This window comes from Natronococcus pandeyae, assembly GCF_008122205.1.
GTDB lineage: Archaea > Halobacteriota > Halobacteria > Halobacteriales > Natrialbaceae > Natronococcus > Natronococcus pandeyae.
Genome location: NZ_PHNJ01000004.1, coordinates 201,830 through 217,005, shown reverse-complemented (window position 1 = coordinate 217,005; position 15,176 = coordinate 201,830). Strand labels below are relative to the sequence as shown.

General features: G+C 66.5%; 17 protein-coding genes. 9 read left to right on the top strand and 8 right to left on the bottom strand.

Translation table 11 applies throughout. From position 1 onward, the window contains the following. Window positions 1-174 precede the first annotated feature (174 nt). Window positions 175-1,164 carry an mRNA 3'-end processing factor gene (locus tag CV102_RS09960; RefSeq protein ID WP_148857847.1) on the top strand — a complete coding sequence of 330 codons (990 nt, stop codon included), beginning with the start codon at window positions 175-177 and terminating at the stop codon, window positions 1,162-1,164. Window positions 1,165-1,198: 34 nt separating this feature from the next. Here CV102_RS09960 and CV102_RS25885 read toward each other — a convergent pair whose 3' ends face one another. Continuing rightward, the gene (locus CV102_RS25885; protein ID WP_187432918.1) at window positions 1,199-1,366 is read right to left on the bottom strand and encodes a hypothetical protein; all 168 of its coding nucleotides are present in this window, start codon (window positions 1,364-1,366) and stop codon (window positions 1,199-1,201) included. A gap of 157 nt (window positions 1,367-1,523) precedes the next feature. Here CV102_RS25885 and CV102_RS25880 point away from each other — a divergent pair, with 157 nt between their 5' ends. Next, window positions 1,524-1,682, top strand: a complete 159-nt coding sequence (locus tag CV102_RS25880) for a hypothetical protein (RefSeq protein ID WP_187432917.1) — start codon at window positions 1,524-1,526, stop codon at window positions 1,680-1,682. On the opposite strand, the gene CV102_RS09955 is transcribed toward CV102_RS25880, so the two are convergent. After that, window positions 1,677-2,831, bottom strand: coding sequence for a CobW family GTP-binding protein (locus CV102_RS09955; protein WP_148857846.1), 1,155 nt, complete (start codon window positions 2,829-2,831; stop codon window positions 1,677-1,679). The two genes, CV102_RS25880 and CV102_RS09955, sit on opposite strands and share 6 nt — an antisense overlap. Window positions 2,832-2,962: 131 nt before the next feature. Here CV102_RS09955 and CV102_RS09950 point away from each other — a divergent pair, with 131 nt between their 5' ends. Next, window positions 2,963-3,946, top strand: coding sequence for a beta-ribofuranosylaminobenzene 5'-phosphate synthase family protein (locus CV102_RS09950; protein WP_148857845.1), 984 nt, complete (start codon window positions 2,963-2,965; stop codon window positions 3,944-3,946). A 139-nt stretch (window positions 3,947-4,085) separates the two neighbouring features. Continuing rightward, complete coding sequence (locus tag CV102_RS09945) at window positions 4,086-4,415, top strand: transcription factor S (RefSeq protein WP_148857844.1); 330 nt, start codon at window positions 4,086-4,088, stop codon at window positions 4,413-4,415. A gap of 21 nt (window positions 4,416-4,436) precedes the next feature. Here the strand turns inward: CV102_RS09945 and CV102_RS09940 are convergent, their stop codons facing one another. Then, complete coding sequence (locus tag CV102_RS09940) at window positions 4,437-4,835, bottom strand: MaoC/PaaZ C-terminal domain-containing protein (protein WP_148857843.1); 399 nt, start codon at window positions 4,833-4,835, stop codon at window positions 4,437-4,439. A gap of 104 nt (window positions 4,836-4,939) precedes the next feature. On the opposite strand from CV102_RS09940, the gene CV102_RS09935 reads away from it, so the two are divergent. The 3 genes from CV102_RS09935 to CV102_RS09925 all read left to right on the top strand — a co-directional run bounded on the left by CV102_RS09935 (window position 4,940) and on the right by CV102_RS09925 (window position 8,606). Next, window positions 4,940-5,488, top strand: coding sequence for a hypothetical protein (locus CV102_RS09935; protein WP_148857842.1), 549 nt, complete (start codon window positions 4,940-4,942; stop codon window positions 5,486-5,488). A gap of 63 nt (window positions 5,489-5,551) precedes the next feature. Beyond that, a complete protein-coding gene (locus tag CV102_RS09930; RefSeq protein ID WP_148857841.1) occupies window positions 5,552-7,162 on the top strand; it encodes a DNA polymerase Y family protein in 1,611 nt (536 codons plus the stop codon). Window positions 7,163-7,283: 121 nt separating this feature from the next. Beyond that, complete coding sequence (locus tag CV102_RS09925) at window positions 7,284-8,606, top strand: J domain-containing protein (protein WP_148857840.1); 1,323 nt, start codon at window positions 7,284-7,286, stop codon at window positions 8,604-8,606. On the opposite strand, the gene CV102_RS09920 is transcribed toward CV102_RS09925, so the two are convergent. Beyond that, on the bottom strand, window positions 8,603-9,235 hold the full coding sequence (locus CV102_RS09920) for a uracil-DNA glycosylase family protein (protein WP_187432916.1): 633 nt from the start codon (window positions 9,233-9,235) through the stop codon (window positions 8,603-8,605). The two genes, CV102_RS09925 and CV102_RS09920, sit on opposite strands and share 4 nt — an antisense overlap. 262 nt (window positions 9,236-9,497) lie before the next feature. On the opposite strand from CV102_RS09920, the gene CV102_RS09915 reads away from it, so the two are divergent. After that, complete coding sequence (locus tag CV102_RS09915; RefSeq protein ID WP_148857838.1) at window positions 9,498-9,989, top strand: metal-dependent hydrolase; 492 nt, start codon at window positions 9,498-9,500, stop codon at window positions 9,987-9,989. 39 nt (window positions 9,990-10,028) lie between these two features. Here the strand turns inward: CV102_RS09915 and CV102_RS09910 are convergent, their stop codons facing one another. Beyond that, window positions 10,029-10,913 (bottom strand): COX15/CtaA family protein, encoded by an 885-nt coding sequence (locus CV102_RS09910; protein ID WP_148857837.1) that lies wholly within the window; start codon window positions 10,911-10,913, stop codon window positions 10,029-10,031. A 139-nt stretch (window positions 10,914-11,052) separates the two neighbouring features. Between CV102_RS09910 and CV102_RS09905 the strand changes: the two genes are divergently transcribed. Then, the gene (locus CV102_RS09905) at window positions 11,053-12,156 is read left to right on the top strand and encodes a M24 family metallopeptidase (protein WP_148857836.1); all 1,104 of its coding nucleotides are present in this window, start codon (window positions 11,053-11,055) and stop codon (window positions 12,154-12,156) included. A 30-nt stretch (window positions 12,157-12,186) separates the two neighbouring features. Here the strand turns inward: CV102_RS09905 and CV102_RS09900 are convergent, their stop codons facing one another. The 3 genes from CV102_RS09900 to CV102_RS09890 all read right to left on the bottom strand — a co-directional run bounded on the left by CV102_RS09900 (window position 12,187) and on the right by CV102_RS09890 (window position 15,123). Then, on the bottom strand, window positions 12,187-12,831 hold the full coding sequence (locus CV102_RS09900) for a helix-turn-helix domain-containing protein (RefSeq protein ID WP_148857835.1): 645 nt from the start codon (window positions 12,829-12,831) through the stop codon (window positions 12,187-12,189). Between the two features lie 198 nt (window positions 12,832-13,029). Continuing rightward, window positions 13,030-14,175 (bottom strand): ABC transporter ATP-binding protein, encoded by a 1,146-nt coding sequence (locus tag CV102_RS09895; RefSeq protein WP_148857834.1) that lies wholly within the window; start codon window positions 14,173-14,175, stop codon window positions 13,030-13,032. 36 nt (window positions 14,176-14,211) lie between these two features. Further along, on the bottom strand, window positions 14,212-15,123 hold the full coding sequence (locus CV102_RS09890) for a carbohydrate ABC transporter permease (RefSeq protein WP_148857833.1): 912 nt from the start codon (window positions 15,121-15,123) through the stop codon (window positions 14,212-14,214). Between the last annotated feature and the right edge of the window lie 53 nt (window positions 15,124-15,176).

Here is a 15,176-nt window from a genome sequence, read left to right as displayed (position 1 = left end):
GGGTGGTCCTCGATACGACGGTCCGGTGGGCGGCGAGCGAGTACGTGACGACCGCCGCGCCGAGCGACTCGAGCGAGAATCGACGCCGAGCCGACGATCGGGTGCGGATACGAACGCCGCGACCGACCGCAAGCACGCAACCCATGGCCGTCTCAACCGTACCACGGGGTAGCGATGCGTCGAGTACGCCTCGGTGACGGTATCCGGTTCGACCTGACGAGCGGTGAGACCGTCGTCTGCGACGGAGAGCGCTCTGCCGACGGCGTTCGTGTGCTGAGTCACGCCCACGGCGACCACCTCTACCGGGAGGATCCGGGCGCGGTGATCTGTTCGGACGTGACCGCGGCGCTCGCACGGACTCGGCGCGAGGAGACGCCGCTCGAGCGGACGACCCACCCCGCCGTCGATCTCCATAACGCCGGCCACGTCCCGGGCTCGCGTGCGGTTGAAATTACGGATTCCGACGGAACGACCTATCTCTACACCGGCGACTGCTCGACGCGGGACCGGTTCTACCTCGAGGGGTTCGACCCCGACGTCCTCGACGTCGACGTCCTCGTCGTCGAGGCAACCTACGGCGAACCGGAGTACGTTCTGCCGCCCCAGGAGACCGTCGAGACTGATATCGTCGACTGGCTCGACGACACGGACGAACAGCCGGTGCTCATGTTCGGCTACACGCTCGGGCGGGCCCAGGAGATCCAGGTGCTTGCGAACCGGTCCTCGCGGGATCGGCTGTTCGTCACGCGAGCCACGGAACGGATCAACGAAGTCGTCGAAGACCACTACGACGTCGAGTTCGACGCGCGCCGGTACCGCGAGGACACGGATCTCGGCGCCGGCGACGTGCTGGTCCTGCCCTCCCAGACGAGCAAACTCTCCTTCGTCGACGCGCTCGTCCGGGAGTACGACGCCATCAAGGCGGGCTTCTCGGGGTGGGCGATCGACGATAGCTTCCAGTATCGCGGGGACTACGACGTGACGTTCCCGCTCTCCGACCACTGCGATTTCACCGAACTCGTCGATGTCGTCCGCGGCGTCGATCCCGACCTGGTCTACACCCAGCACGGCTCCGCCGCGGAACTGGCGACGCACCTCGAGATTGTCGAGGACTACGAGGCGTACCCGCTGGTCCGCAACCAGCGGTCGCTCGGCGACTTCTGAGTCGGTCGGAAAACTGGCTTCGGTCTCGGACGCGCTACCGTCGAAGCCAGACTCGGGGGTGCTCCTCGCGGAGGTGGTCTTGGTATCGTTCGATCAGGGCGGGATAGGTATCGTCGACTGCGTGCCAGTCGCAACGGTCGCAGAATCGTTCGACGACGTCGGTCGTACTGCCAACGTAGGCGCCGTTTCGCTTCGTGTTCATAATCGGTCTCTCGGCGGAGTGCCGTCAGGTAGGCGCCCTCGGTAGCGTACCGTTATGGACCTTTGGATCGGCGGTCGAACCGATTCCCTCGGCGACCGAGTGCTCGACCGACACGGCGACAGAAAGGCGTATATCGGCCTCTGTGTTATCCTCTCGTGTGTGCCAGTACTGTAACTACTCGTTCACCGACGGCTGGGGGCAACTGCTCGAGTACGACGACACCTACCAGAACGCTATCGCGGAGACGGCGACGACCCAGTCGACTCACGGCTTCCACGAGTCCTGGGACGAACTCAGCGACGAACTCGAGTCATAACGGGAACGGGTCGGCCCAGTTTTCGTCGTCGACCCGCTCGTCTGTATCCACGAGCATCGCCTCGAGTTCTTCTCGGATCCGTTCTTCGTCGATTCCGCTGCCGATGAACACCAGTTGCGTCCGCCGGTCGTCGTCGGGTCGCCACTCGCCGATCGGACCCGCCTGCACTGCGGGTCCGGCCTGACTGAGGCCGATCACCTCGTCGTGGCCGGCGACGTGGCAGACGCCCTTCGCCCGGATGATCGAACCGTCCCACTCCTCGAACCAATCGCCCAGTTCGTCGGGCCGAAACGGCTCGTCGGCCCGGAAGACGAACGAGGAGACGCCGTGGAGGTCGGCGGCGCGCTGGGCGGGATCGTGACCGTGGCTGTGTGCACCGTGGTCGTGCGCTTCTCCGTCGTCTTCGTGATCGTGGCTTTCGCCACGCAGTTCGCGTTTCCACCCCTGCGACCGCTTCGCCTCCTCGAAGTCGAACCGACCGGTTCCGAGGACGAGGTCGGGGTCGACCTCGCTGTAGCTCGTGCGGACCCGCTCGGCCCTGGGCTGGAGCCGGTCGACGACGGCTTCGATCTCCTCGAGGACGTCGTCGGGGACCATATCCGTCTTGTTCAACAGGAGGACGTCACAGAACTCGATACTCTCGACCAGAACCTCGCTCAGCGGCCGCTGCTCGTCCGGCTGGGCGTGTTCCGGCAGAGATTCGCCGGCGTCGAACTCCTTCCAGAAGCCGTAGGTATCGAGGACGGTGACCATCGTATCCAGTTCGAACAGCTCCGTCGGATCGATCTCGCTCGCCTCGGTTCCCTCGGTGAACACCTGCGCCACCGGGATCGGTTCGCTGATTCCGGAGGACTCGACGAGCAAGTATTCGAACTCCCGGCTCTCCGCGAGTCGCCGGGCTTCGGCGAGGAGATCCCCCTGTAACCGACAGCAGATACAGCCGTTCGAGAGATCGATTATTCCCTCGTCTTCGTTCTCGCGAGCGATCAGGTCCGCGTCGATGTTGACCTCGCCCATGTCGTTGACGATGACCGCGATCTCGCGCCCCCCGGCGTTCGTCAGCAGGTGATTGACCAGCGTCGTCTTGCCGGCGCCGAGATAGCCGCTCACGACGGTCACTGGGATTCGATCGGCTTCGGAGATCGTCATGTGGTATCACGACCCACGACAGGCTAGCTACTAAATTGGGCGGGTGGATTCGGTATCGGGACGCGATCGTCGTCAGGCGTTGCCAGCGTCGAAATCCCCTTGCCCGGCCGGTCCCTAGCGCGGGAACAGAGATGGCGACGGCAACCGTCAGCGCCGGTGCGCGACTCCACGTCGGCTTCCAGAACCTCTCGCTCGCCCGCAGACGCCTCTACGGCGGGATCGGCGTCGGCCTCGAGGAGCCGCGGGTCACCGTCAGCGCCGAGCCAGCCTCGAGCGTCGACGCCGACGACGCGCTCGTCCGCGAGTACGCCGAGCGGGCCGTCGAGGTGCTCGGCGTCTCCGGCGTCGCCGTCGCGCTCGAGGAGCGACTCCCCCGCCACGTCGGCCTCGGCAGCGGCACCCAGCTCGCGCTCTCCGTGCTCGCCGCGACGGCGGCGGCGCACGACCTCGAGCCCCGGATCCGCGAGCACGCGCCGGCGATGGGTCGTGGCGGCCGCAGCGGGGTCGGCGTCGGGACCTTCGAAGACGGCGGGTTCGTCGTCGACGCCGGCCACCCAACCAGCAGGTTCACGACCGAGCCACCCGCGGAGGGCGACTGGACGGTCCCGCCGGTCGTCGCCCGCCACCGGCTCCCCGACGACTGGCGGTTCCTCGTCGTCGTTCCGGACGCCGATCCCGGCCGCAGCGGCGAGAACGAGGACGCGAGCATGCGGGCCGTCGTCGAGCGCGCCGACCCGGCCGTCGCGGACGAGATCGCCGGCGTCGTCACCCGGAAGCTGCTGCCGGCGGCCGCGGAGGGGCGACTCGAGGCGTTCGGCGACGCCGTCAGCGAGATCGGCCACAAGAACGGCGCCTGGTACGCGGACGCCCAGGGCGGCGTCTTCCGGCCGCCCGCCGGCGAACTCGTCGAAACGCTCGAGGACTGCCCCGTCCTCTCCGGCGTCGGCCAGTCGTCGTGGGGCCCGGTCGTCTACGGTCTGACGGACGTTCGCCACGCCAGGGAGGCGAAGGGCGCTGCGCGAGACGCGCTCGAAGAGCGCGGACTTGGGGGAGAAATCGTCCTCTCGGCGCCGGCGACCGACGGCGCGGAAATCGATCCCGCTGATCGGCGGTAGTCGGGATTCGACGGCGCGTCGACCGGGCGCTAAGCTGTCATAAGATATTCAAAATCGAGAGTGTCGGTAGCTGACGTGCGTCGACGAAAGCTGCTGGCGAGCGAGGGAGTTTTGTCGCTGTACGTCCGTACGTGCCGGTATGCAGTTTTGCGACGACTGCGGCTCGATGATGAAAGCGGACGGCGACCGCATGGTCTGTACGAACGAGGACTGCGGCGCCTCGAACGAGCGAGACCGCGAGAGCGAAAGCGAGTTCGTCACGACCGAGTCACAGATCGACGACGACGTGATCGAATCCAGCGAAGACGCGAACTTCGAGGGGAAGCCGAAGGCGACCGACGTCGTCTGCGACGAGTGTGGCAACCAGGAAGCCTGGTACACGCTCAAGCAGACCGCCTCGGCCGACGAGCCGCCGACGCGCTTTTTCAAGTGCACCGAGTGCGGAAAGCGCTGGCGCGGCTACAACTGAGGACGCGTTCTCGAGGCGTTATCAACCGTCGTTCGACCCGTCGTCCCAGACGACCCCCTCGATGGTCGCCGTGAGAACGGTGTCTCCGTGGGCGTTCTCGCAGACGACGTCCGCGGTCAGGTCGTAGCGGTCCTCGCGCCTCACGACGTCCTCGTACAGCCACCTGCACGTGATCGACTGCCCGGTGTAGACCGGCTGGCGAAACTCGAACGTCATCGACGAGGCCAGGACCTCGAGGTCACCCCCGATCTTCGTCGGCAGCGTCGCCGTCAATAGTCCGTGTACCAGCAGTCGTCCCTCCGGATCGGGGTCGGTGTGTCGGGACTGGGTGTCCTTCGAGAGGGCCGCGAACTGCCGGACCTCCTCGGTCGTGAACGTTCGCTCGAACGTGTGCGTCTCGCCCTCAGTCGGTTTCGTCATAGAGTCGTTCTGTAGACGTCTTCACGGCGACCCATATAGTCTCGTCCGCGGCGTGGGTCGCGGCGAGGACAACACACTTGTCAATCGAGGAGAAACGACGACCGATGAACCGTCGTGTCCTCCTCGCCGCCCTCGGAACGGTTCCCCTCGCCGGCTGTTCGCTGCCGGCGCTCTGTGCACGTCCCTCCTTCCGAGACGACCGCCTCGAGTTCGACACGCGGCAGTTCGCGTCCGTCGGTCGGTGGTGGCACGACCAGGGAGCGATCCTGGCGACGCGACCCGAGCACGTCGACCGGTTCGAACCGCCACCGGAGGTCGACGAGCAGCTCGACGCGGAACTCGAGGCGGACGAACGGGCGTTTCTCGGGGAAACGGACTTCGACGAGTCGATCGTCGTGGGACTGCTCGTCGCCTCATCCGGGCAGTCCTCGGACGCCAGCGTCACGCACGTCGTCCGCGACGACGACCGCGTCCACTGCTACGTCTGCATCCGCCGGAAGGGGCGAACCGACGATCTGGCCCCGCAGGGTCGGCTGGTTCGGATCGACGAGTCGTGGAATCCGGAGACCGTGCGCGTGACGTTCACCGACGGGCGCGACTCGACCGAGACGTTCGACGCGGACGGAACGGGAGCGGAGATCGCCGGTCGGTGATTCCAGAACTCCCCCACGCCGACGGCGCAACGTTCACAACCGTGCGGTCGAACCCTCACACGAATGCCAGACGGGCCGCGACTCCCCGGCGTCGAACGCGACGAGGACGAAGAGGATCCCATCATCCTGCACGTCGACGCCGACTGCTTCTACGCCGCCTGCGAGCGACTGCGCGAGCCCGAACTCGAGGGCGAACCCCTCGTCGTCGGGATGGGGTACGAGCCGGGCGAGACCGTCGGCGCCGTCGCCACCGCCAGCTACGAGGCGCGCGAGTTCGGCGTCGAGAGCGCGCAGGCGATCTCGAGCGCGCTCGAGCGACTTCCCCGTCGCGCAGCCCTGGAGGACGAGGCGCAACGCGCCTCGGAAAACTCGAGCGGTGCGAGGCCCGAACGAAGTGAAGGCCTCGACGAGGCGAGTAGCGCGGAACGACGTTCCGCGGACCGTTCGAGCGGGCAGCGAGGCGGCGGAGCCGCCTCGAACGGGACGGCAAAGCCGTCCCCCGGCCCGCGAGAAGACGGGGAGGAACGACCCGCGAGCAGGTCACCGCCAGAGCCCGAGGAAACCGGCCACTACCGACCCGTGGACATGGACTACTACGAGTCCGTCGCCGAGGAGGTACAGACCATCCTCCACGAGTGTGCCGACGTCGTCCGCGAAGTGAGCATCGACGAGGCGTACCTCGACGTCACTGACCGGACGGCGTGGGAGGTCGCCGACGGCTTCGCCCGCCACGTCAAAGACCGCATCCGCCGGGAGGTCGGCATCGTCGTCAGCGTCGGCGCGGCGCCCACGATGAGCGCGGCCAAAATCGCGAGCGACTACGACAAGCCCGACGGGCTGACCGTCGTTCGCCCCGGCGAACTCCGGGAGTTTCTCGCCCCGCTCGAGGTCGACCTGCTCCACGGCGTCGGCCCCGTGACGGCCCGCGAGTTGCGGGAGATGGGCCTCGAGACGGCCGGCGACGTCGCGGCGGCCGATCCGGAGCCGCTGGTCGAACGGTTCGGCGAGCGCGGCCGAGAACTCTACGACCGCGCCCGTGGAGACGACGACCGGCGCGTCGAGCCGAAAGGCGACCCCAAGAGCTTCTCGCGGGAGTCGGCGTTTTCCGAACCCGTCGAGGATCCAGAGCCGAAATACGAGCAGATCGAGACGCTCGCGGCGGCCGTCGCCGACCGCGCCCAGCGGGAAGGGGCGCTGTACCGGACCGTCGGCGTCAAGGCGGTCACGCCGCCGTACGACGTCAACACGCGCGAGCGGTCGTTGCCCGGACCGATCGACGACCCCGCGCTCGTCGACAGAATCGCTCAGGGCCTCTTCGCCGAGTTCGAGACCGAACCGGTCCGGAAAGTCGGCGTCAGGGTCGCGAACCTCGAGTTTTCCGCGGCCGATCAGGCCAGTCTCGACGGCTGGGAACGAACTGGAAGTGACGGTGATCCGGACGAACAGCGGCGGCCGGACGATGGCGGAACGGACGGCGACGGAACGAACGACCGCGAGACGAACGAACGAACGGCGACGAACGAGCAGGCATCGACAGACAAACAGGCACCGGCGGACGAGCAGGCACCGGCGGACGAACAGGCACCGGCGGACGAACAGGCACCGGCGGACGAACAGGCGCCGATGGACGGGGGTCGCCCCGCTGGCCAGTCCTCGCTCGAGGACTTCTCCTGAATCGTCGTTGCCGGCGAAAACGGGTTGGTCGCGAATATAGCCGAAAATGAATATCGGTAACACTGAAATTATAACCCCCCAGTCACAACTACGGTGTAAACGGTACCGTCCCCGAATTCACATGACAGAGGACTTCTACGATCTGCTCGAGATCTCGTCCGACGCCTCCCAGGACGAGATCAAGGATGCCTATCGGGAACAGGTCCGCGTCTATCACCCGGACCACAACGACGACTCGCGAGCACGGGCGCAGTTTACGGCGATCAAGAAGGCCTACGACATCCTCGGCGATCCGGTCGAGCGCAAGGCCTACGACCGACTCGGTCACGAGACCTACGTCGCGAAGCGAACCAGCGGACTTCCCTCGCCCGACGTCTGGCGGAGCGACGACTCGAGCGACGAGGACGACGAGGACGACGATGCGGACGCCGAGGCGACCGCGACGGCGGGCGCGTCGGCGGCCGGTAGTTCGGCGACCGGTGGCTCGACGACGTCGACGGGATCGGGGTCGGCGGCCGGTTCCGGCGCCGGATCGGCGAGCGGAACGACGACCTCGAGCGGATCCACCTCGAGCGGGTCCACCTCGAGCGGATCGACGGCGAGTAGCTCCTCGCAGACTGCGGGGGCCGCCGGAGCCGCCGGGACCGCTGCGGGTTCGACATCGAAGCGTCGAGAGTCGAGAACGAGCGACGGAACGGACACCGAGGCAGCGCGCGAACGTACGGCCGGGACGACCGGCGCGACCGCGACGAGCGCCGATTCGACGGCCGACAACGCGGTCGTCCGCTGGTGGCGACGCCAGAACTTCGGACTGCCGCTTCTCTGGCTCTCGCTCGTCGTCTACGTCGCGGGGCTCGGTCAGTTCGCCAGCGCGAACACTGGTGCCCTCGAGACCCTCCGAAACGAAGTAACCGCCGTCGGCGCCGACCCTGGAGAGCTCCTGGCGGTGCTCGAGAGCGGGCGATACGGTCTCGAGACGACCGTCGGCTTCGTGACCGGCGCCGAACTCGTGGCGCCCCCGCTCGAGCCGATCCAGTGGTACGGCGGACTGGCGGGCGTCGTCGTCGCCACGCTCGCGGCGGTGCTCGTCGCACGGTTCGTTCGCGAGGGCGACACCTGGCGTTCGGTGACGATCGACGAAACCATCGTTGTCGCCCTCGCCGTGGGGACGACGACGGCGCTGGTCGGCGGACCGCTGCTCGCCGGAACGGTACTGCTGCCGCTGCTGTTCGGCGTGATCGTCTTCAAGACGAGACAGGGGCCCGGCTGGACGCCCACCTACCTGTACGTGCTCCCCGTCCTGGCACCCACAGCCGGATTCGCCGCTGCAATGGCGGGACACGCCACGCTCGTCGTCGATCTCGTCGCGTTCGTGCTCGTCCCGGTCGTCGGTGCGCTGTGTCTGCCGATCCGGGCGACGATCCGGACGCGGTTCGGTCGCTAGCCGACCGTCGTCGCGACGCCCTTCGTCTGGCGGTAGTCACGGCCCAGGATCGCCTCGAGTCGCGCGACGAGCGCCTCCCGCTCCGTATCCTCCCACTCGGTCGGCTCCCTGATCGGCACGATCAGGAACCCCCGGCCGCGAATCTCGGTCGCGTGGAGGGCCGCCATATCGAGGTCGATCCGGTGTCGCTGAGTCGTGTACTCCCGAAGGACGTGATCCGTCGCCTGCTCGCCGACCGGCATGAGGATGTGGGCGTTGATCGCCCGCAGTTCGGCGTCGAAGTACCGCTCGAGGTCGTCGTACTCCTCGTCGGTCGGCGTTCGGCCGTCCGGCAGACGGCACATGTGGATATAACTACAGAACAGGTTCTCACAGATCGGTTTAGCTGGCGGACCGCTCACGAAGCCGACCGCTCTGAAGACGTCCTGGAGGGCGCGGCCCGAGTCGGTTCCGGTGAACGGAACGCCGGTTTCGGCACCGCCGTGGCGGCCGGGGTAATCGCCGATCAGGTGAAAGTCCGCGTTGGCGTCCCCGTAGCCGAAGACGGCGGTCCGGTCACCAGGCGGGGTCCGGTCGAAGGGCGGTCGCATGCCGAACGGATTGCTGGTCCTGTCGGTGACGTTCTGCACGGGTATAGGGAGGGAATCGATGCCCATAACCGCCGCGGTTAATCGTCGTCACCCCGCTTCGATGCAGGGTTCGCCGACTCGGTACCTGGATCAATCGCGGTGTCATCGGGTCGTGTCTCGGTGCGGACGGTCGAACCGACGACCAGCGAATCGAGCGGTTAGATCGCTACGGCTGGTAAGTTCACGTCGACGATACGGCCGTACTGTCCCGGCTACACCGCGGGCGGTGGACTTATAATCCAACGCCGAGTATCTGTCGAAGATGTATCAGGTTGGCCATTACGGTGCGTCTCTGGCTGCGTACGCGCCACTCGGTGCCAGCGTCGCCATCGCCGGTCACGAGGCGGCCGCTATCGTCGGCGGTCTCCTCTGCGTCGCCCTCTCGACGCTCCCCGACGTCGACCATCAGGTGCCGTTTCTCGAGCACCGCGGGCCGACTCACACCGTCCTGTTCGCGCTCCTCGTCGGCGCCGCACTCGCCGCCGCTGCGGCTATCCTCATCGATGCGGCGTCGCCGCTCGTGGACGTTGCGTTCGTCGCGTTCGCGTTCGCCGTCGGCGTGCTCTCGATCGTCTCACACCTCCTCGCGGACGCGCTGACGCCCATGGGGATCCGTCCGTTCTGGCCGGTCTCCCGGCGGCGATACACCGTGAACGTGACGCCGGCAAAGAGCCCGGTTGCCAACTACACGCTGTTCGTGGTCGGCGTCGGTGCCGTCCTGGCTGCCGGTGCGGTCGTTATCGCGACCGGCTGACCGAACCGCGAGTCGAAAACGAGAGTCGGTAGCGTAATCCTACGGCGAAGGTGCGTCTCGAGACGCTTCTGCGGTCGATCGGCTCCGCCAGATTCCGATGACGAACGCGACGAGGAGGGCGAACGCGACGACGAGATAGAGCTGGTCGAGGGCGGGGCTGAACGTCATCACGGCGCGTCGTCCGAGGTAGGTGACCGCAAGCGCCAGCACGGTCGTGCCGGCCAGCAGGCCGAGCAGCGGCCGGTCGTCGAGCCGCCACCGGCCGACCATCGTGGCGACGATGACCGACGTGATCAGCGCGAGCGTCACGCCGTACTGGAGCAGCTGGATCGTCGGGGTGTAGTCCGTCACGACGCCGAGGTCGGTCGGGCTGAGTGCGACGTGCAGCGGTAGTGCGACGAGTCCGAGTCCGAGCGCGCCGGCGACGTGACCGGCGCGGAGTTTCGCCTTCCAGACGAGGACGGTCGCGACGACGAACATCGAAAAGATAAGCACCGCCGTCCAGAAGTGCAGCGAGAGGATCTCCATCTCGTACTGGAGGACCGTCTCGCGGCCGAGGTAGACCTGGATCGGCGTCAGGACCATCCCGCCGACGACCAGCGCCGTCACGCGCTTGTCTATCGACGGCGAGCGCCAGGCTGCGAGTGCGGAGCCGATAATCGCGAAGCCGGCGAACATCGCGACGAAGCGGTGGAACCACTCGTAGAAGCTGGGGAGGTTCGCGGGCAGCAGGTTGTACGGCCCCGCGTCGCACTGAGGCCAGTTCGCTTCGCAGGCCAGTCCGGCGCCGGTTGCTTTCGCCGCGACGCCGAGCAGGATCGTCGCCGCGACCAGCGCGAGCGTCGCTGCCAGCAGATGCGGGAAGCCGAACCGGGCGATCAGCGGGCGGAGTCTGTGACCGGAAGTGTGGCTATGAGTCGACACGAACGTTCTGGCGGGGGTTAGGACCACCCGTATTTAGATTGCCCGAGTCGAAGCCGGCTCCGCCCGGATTCGCCTCCCCTGTCCGGCAGAGACCGAACCGGTTCGTCGGATTCAAGAACCACCCACGCCAGCACCCGACATGGACAAGCGCGCGCGACTCGAGCGCTACCTCAAGGCGCACGAACTCGAGTCGGTCTGGTTCGCCCGGCCGAACTCCTTCGCCTGGCTCACGGGCGGCAACAACGTCGTCGACCGCGAGGGTGACGCCGGCGTCGCGGCCGTCGGCTACGACGGAGCCACCGCTCGGATACTGACGAACAACATCGAGGCCGACCGAATCGCGGCTGAAGAACTGCCGGACCTCGATGCGGACGCCGTGTCGATCGAACGGTTCCCCTGGCACGCGTCGTCGCTGCACGAGGAGATCGCGGCCCGGACCGACGAGGGGCGGGCGGCCGCCGACATCGACGTCCCCGGGCTCGAGCGCGTCGACCCGACGGGACTGCGCCAACCCCTAACCGAGCGCGATCGCGAGCGCTACCGCGAGTTGGGGCGAGAGACGGCCGCGGCCGTCGAATCGGTCTGTCGAGAACTCCAGCCCGAGGACACCGAACACGAGGTTGCGTCGGCGCTCAAAGTCGCGCTCTCGGCGCGCGACATCGAGGCGCCAGTCGCGCTCGTCGGCGGGAGCGACCGCGCGACGCGGTACCGCCACTACACGCCGACGGAGGCCGAACTCGGCGACTACGTCCTCGTCTCGGTCACGGCCGAACGCGCGGGGCTGCACGCGAGCTGTACCCGTACCGTCGCCTTCGATCCGCCGGAGTGGCTGGAGGACAGACACCGCGCCGCGGCCCGCGTCGAGGCGACGGCGCTCGCAGCGACGCAGACGGCGGCGACCGACGACGGGACGGCCGGCGACGTCTTCGGCGAGATCCAGGACGCCTACGCGGCGGTCGGCTACGAGGGCGAGTGGGAACACCATCACCAGGGCGGTGCCGCCGGCTTCGCCGGTCGTGAGTGGATCGCGACGCCGGACCACGACGCGACGGTCGAGTCGCCGATGGCGTACGCCTGGAACCCGACGGTACAGGGCGCGAAAAGTGAGGATACCGCACTCGTCACCGACGACGAGATCGAGGTGTTGACGGCGACCGGCCGGTGGCCGACGGTGACCGCCTCGGCGGTCGACCGCGACGCGACACTCGAGCGGCCGGCCGTCCTCGGCCTCGAGGACGACTGACGGCGTTGGGCGACTGAGGGCGTTATTCCTCTATTCCTCGACCGGATCGTCGGTCTCGTCCTCGTCCAGCGGCTCTTCGGCGTCCGGATCGACCGTTTCGATCTCGACGTCGTCCTCGAGCGAGATGGGGTCTGTCTCGTTCCCTTCGGTTGCCGTCGGCGTCGTGTCGTCGACGGTGATCTTGACGGGTTCGAGGTCCTCCTCGAGTGCGGGCGGTTCCTCCGACTGGCGATCGAGGACGCGATCGAGCGTGAAGATCGTGTTCAGTTCCCGCTGTACCTGGTCGACGACGCCGCCGACGAGTTCGCTCGGCTGGATCGCCGTGTACTCGTAGGGATTGTTTCCGGCCCCTTCGCTCGCCCGTTTCTCTCGGCTGACACGGTCCTCTTCGTGAAGTTCGGCGAGCGCCTCGCGAACGGTGCTGGGGTAGAGTCCGGTTCCCTGTGCAACTTCCTCGGAGGTACTGCCGGGCTCCGCCAGCAGGTGGACGTATATTTTTGCGCGCGTTTCTGTGTCGAGAATCCACGACAGCAGATCGACGATCCGCTGGTCGACTTCCTCGACGGCCGCGCTCCGCCCGTCAGCCGTGTCGCCGACGAGGTCGTCCACCTCGAGCGGTTCGTCGTCTCCGACTCGCTCCTCTCCCGGGTGTTCCTCGGTGTCATCTGAAGCCATGTCTCCTCCCGTGGATGACGAAGCTTCGTGCGGGGTTAAACCTTTGTGGGGGCGTTCACCCCGTTGCCGATAACAGCTGTATCGACGACGAGACTGGTTTGCGGGCGGATCGAACCACCGTCGCGAGCCGAGTACGAGTCCGCGTTCGCGGTCAGCAGACGTTCGTCCCGAACCGTCGACTCCCGTCTTTCGGTCGTATCAGATGTGTGGCTCGAGCAGCTTCTCTTCCTCGTCGATCTGACGGTTGTGCAGTGCACGTCCGCTCTTCCGATCGAAGAGGTGAACCGCGGACTCCGGGAGACGAGCCGTGTACTGCTCGCCGGAGCGAACGTGTCGCATGCCGCCGACGATCGCGTTGATCGTTCGATCGCTCGCCTCGAAGGTGGCGAGAAGGTTGTTCTCGTTCCCCATCGGTTCGACGACGTCGACCTGGATCGGAAAGTCGTGCTCTCCGCCGCCTCCCTCGACGATTTCGACGTCTTCCGGACGAATGCCGAGGACGAGATCGGTTACGTCGTCGAGGTCCTCGCGGATCGAGGCCGAAATCGGGTACTCGAGGCCGGTTCCGTCCAGGAGGAGGCGGTCGTCCTCGCGGGTCACGTCGAAGAAGTTCATCGAGGGTTCGCCGATAAAGCCGGCGACGAAGAGGTTCTTCGGCCGGTGGTAACACTCCAGTGGCGTTGCCACCTGCTGGAGAATACCGTCGTTGAGGATCGCGATGCGGTCGCCCATCGTCATCGCCTCGGTCTGATCGTGGGTGACGTAGACCGTCGTCACGCCGAGTTCGTCCTGGAGCCGCTGGAGTTCCATGCGCATCCCCGCCCGAAGCTTGGCGTCCAGGTTCGAGAGGGGTTCGTCCATCAGGAACACCGCGGGATCCCGGACGATCGCACGACCGAGGGCGACCCGCTGTTGCTGTCCGCCCGAAAGCTCGCTCGGCTTGCGATCGAGCAGCTCGTCAATTTCGAGGAGGGTCGCGGTGTCGTCGACGTACTCGTTCATCGCATCCGCGCTGAGATCCGTCGACTCCTCGAGTCCGAATCGCATGTTCTCTCGGACGGTCATGTGGGGGTACAGCGCGTAGTTCTGGAACACCATCGCGATGTCCCGCCGCTGGACCGGGACGTCGTTGATGACGTCGTCTCCGATCGCGATGTCGCCGTCCGAGACGGTCTCGAGGCCGGCGATCATCCGCAGCGTCGTCGACTTTCCACAGCCGGAGGGGCCGACGAGAACGAGGAACTCGCCGTCGTCGATGTCGACCGACACCTCGTCGACCGCGACGATCTCGTCGTCGCCGTCGTCGAAGCGTTTCGTTACGTTATCGAGTGTAAGTCGTGCCATTGGTATCTATAGTGATAGTTGGAGTATCGTACTCGTTCACGATGCGCCGGAGATTCCCTGGGCGAACTGTCGTCCGAAGACGATGTAAATGATGATCGTCGGCAGGGCAGCGATGAACGCGCCGGCCATCTGGATGTTGTACTGCTGGGCCATCGACCCCTGCAGTTCGTTCAGCGACTGCGTGACCACGTAGTTCGACCGCGCGGTGACGAGCACCAGCGCGAACAGCAGGTCGTTCCAGACCTGCGTGAACTGGTAGATCAGCGTCACCGCGAACATCGGCATCGACAGCGGCAGAACGATCCGTTTGTAGATCCCGAATGCGCTCGCACCGTCGATCTTCGCGGCTTCGATCATCTCGTCGTCCATCGTCTTGTAGTACGACCGAAAGAGGATCGTACAGATCGGGATCCCGTAGGCCGTATGGGTGATCGTCAGTTCGATCAGGTCCGCCCGATTCGCGAGGAACGGGGCGAACGCGAGCAGTCCCGCGAGGTCGACCGCCGACCAGAACTGCCGGAGCGGCACCAGTACCGACTGGTAGGGCAGGAAGACGCCCGCGAGGAAGATCACGAGAATGCCCACCTGGCCGCGCCAGGACAGCTTCGTCAGCCCGTACGCCGCGAGGCTGCCCAGCGTCGCCGACAGGATCGTCGCCGGAACGACGAACAGCATACTGTTGACCAGTCCGCCCTGCATCGTCGCCAACGCCAGTTCCCAGGGCTCGAGGGTGAACCACTCCGGTGTCGGTGGTATCAGCGGTGTCGTCTGAAGGAAACCCGTGTCCGTTTTGAACGCCGTCGTCAGTCCACCCCACAGCGGCGAGAGGTAGAAGGCGATCAACCCAAGCAAGACGGTGTAGAGGGCGGCCCGTTGCGTGTCGAACCCCTTGAGGGCACTCGTCTCCTGTTCCCTGCTCGTCGTCTCCGCGGATTCAGCCGCGGTCATCGGTGTTCGCCTCCGTCGTGCGTTGCGTCGGTCGTCTCGATCGATCGTTCCAT

Coding starts and splice junctions, on each gene's coding strand:
- CV102_RS09900 (WP_148857835.1), bottom strand. CDS start 12,831: ATGGCTTCAGATGACACCGAGGAACACCCGGGAGAGGAGCGAGTCGGA.
- CV102_RS09905 (WP_148857836.1), top strand. CDS start 11,053: ATGGACAAGCGCGCGCGACTCGAGCGCTACCTCAAGGCGCACGAACTC.
- CV102_RS09895 (WP_148857834.1), bottom strand. CDS start 14,175: ATGGCACGACTTACACTCGATAACGTAACGAAACGCTTCGACGACGGC.
- CV102_RS09940 (WP_148857843.1), bottom strand. CDS start 4,835: ATGACGAAACCGACTGAGGGCGAGACGCACACGTTCGAGCGAACGTTC.
- CV102_RS09890 (WP_148857833.1), bottom strand. CDS start 15,123: ATGACCGCGGCTGAATCCGCGGAGACGACGAGCAGGGAACAGGAGACG.
- CV102_RS09950 (WP_148857845.1), top strand. CDS start 2,963: ATGGCGACGGCAACCGTCAGCGCCGGTGCGCGACTCCACGTCGGCTTC.
- CV102_RS09955 (WP_148857846.1), bottom strand. CDS start 2,831: ATGACGATCTCCGAAGCCGATCGAATCCCAGTGACCGTCGTGAGCGGC.
- CV102_RS09925 (WP_148857840.1), top strand. CDS start 7,284: ATGACAGAGGACTTCTACGATCTGCTCGAGATCTCGTCCGACGCCTCC.
- CV102_RS25885 (WP_187432918.1), bottom strand. CDS start 1,366: ATGAACACGAAGCGAAACGGCGCCTACGTTGGCAGTACGACCGACGTC.
- CV102_RS09960 (WP_148857847.1), top strand. CDS start 175: ATGCGTCGAGTACGCCTCGGTGACGGTATCCGGTTCGACCTGACGAGC.
- CV102_RS09930 (WP_148857841.1), top strand. CDS start 5,552: ATGCCAGACGGGCCGCGACTCCCCGGCGTCGAACGCGACGAGGACGAA.
- CV102_RS09935 (WP_148857842.1), top strand. CDS start 4,940: ATGAACCGTCGTGTCCTCCTCGCCGCCCTCGGAACGGTTCCCCTCGCC.
- CV102_RS09915 (WP_148857838.1), top strand. CDS start 9,498: ATGTATCAGGTTGGCCATTACGGTGCGTCTCTGGCTGCGTACGCGCCA.
- CV102_RS09945 (WP_148857844.1), top strand. CDS start 4,086: ATGCAGTTTTGCGACGACTGCGGCTCGATGATGAAAGCGGACGGCGAC.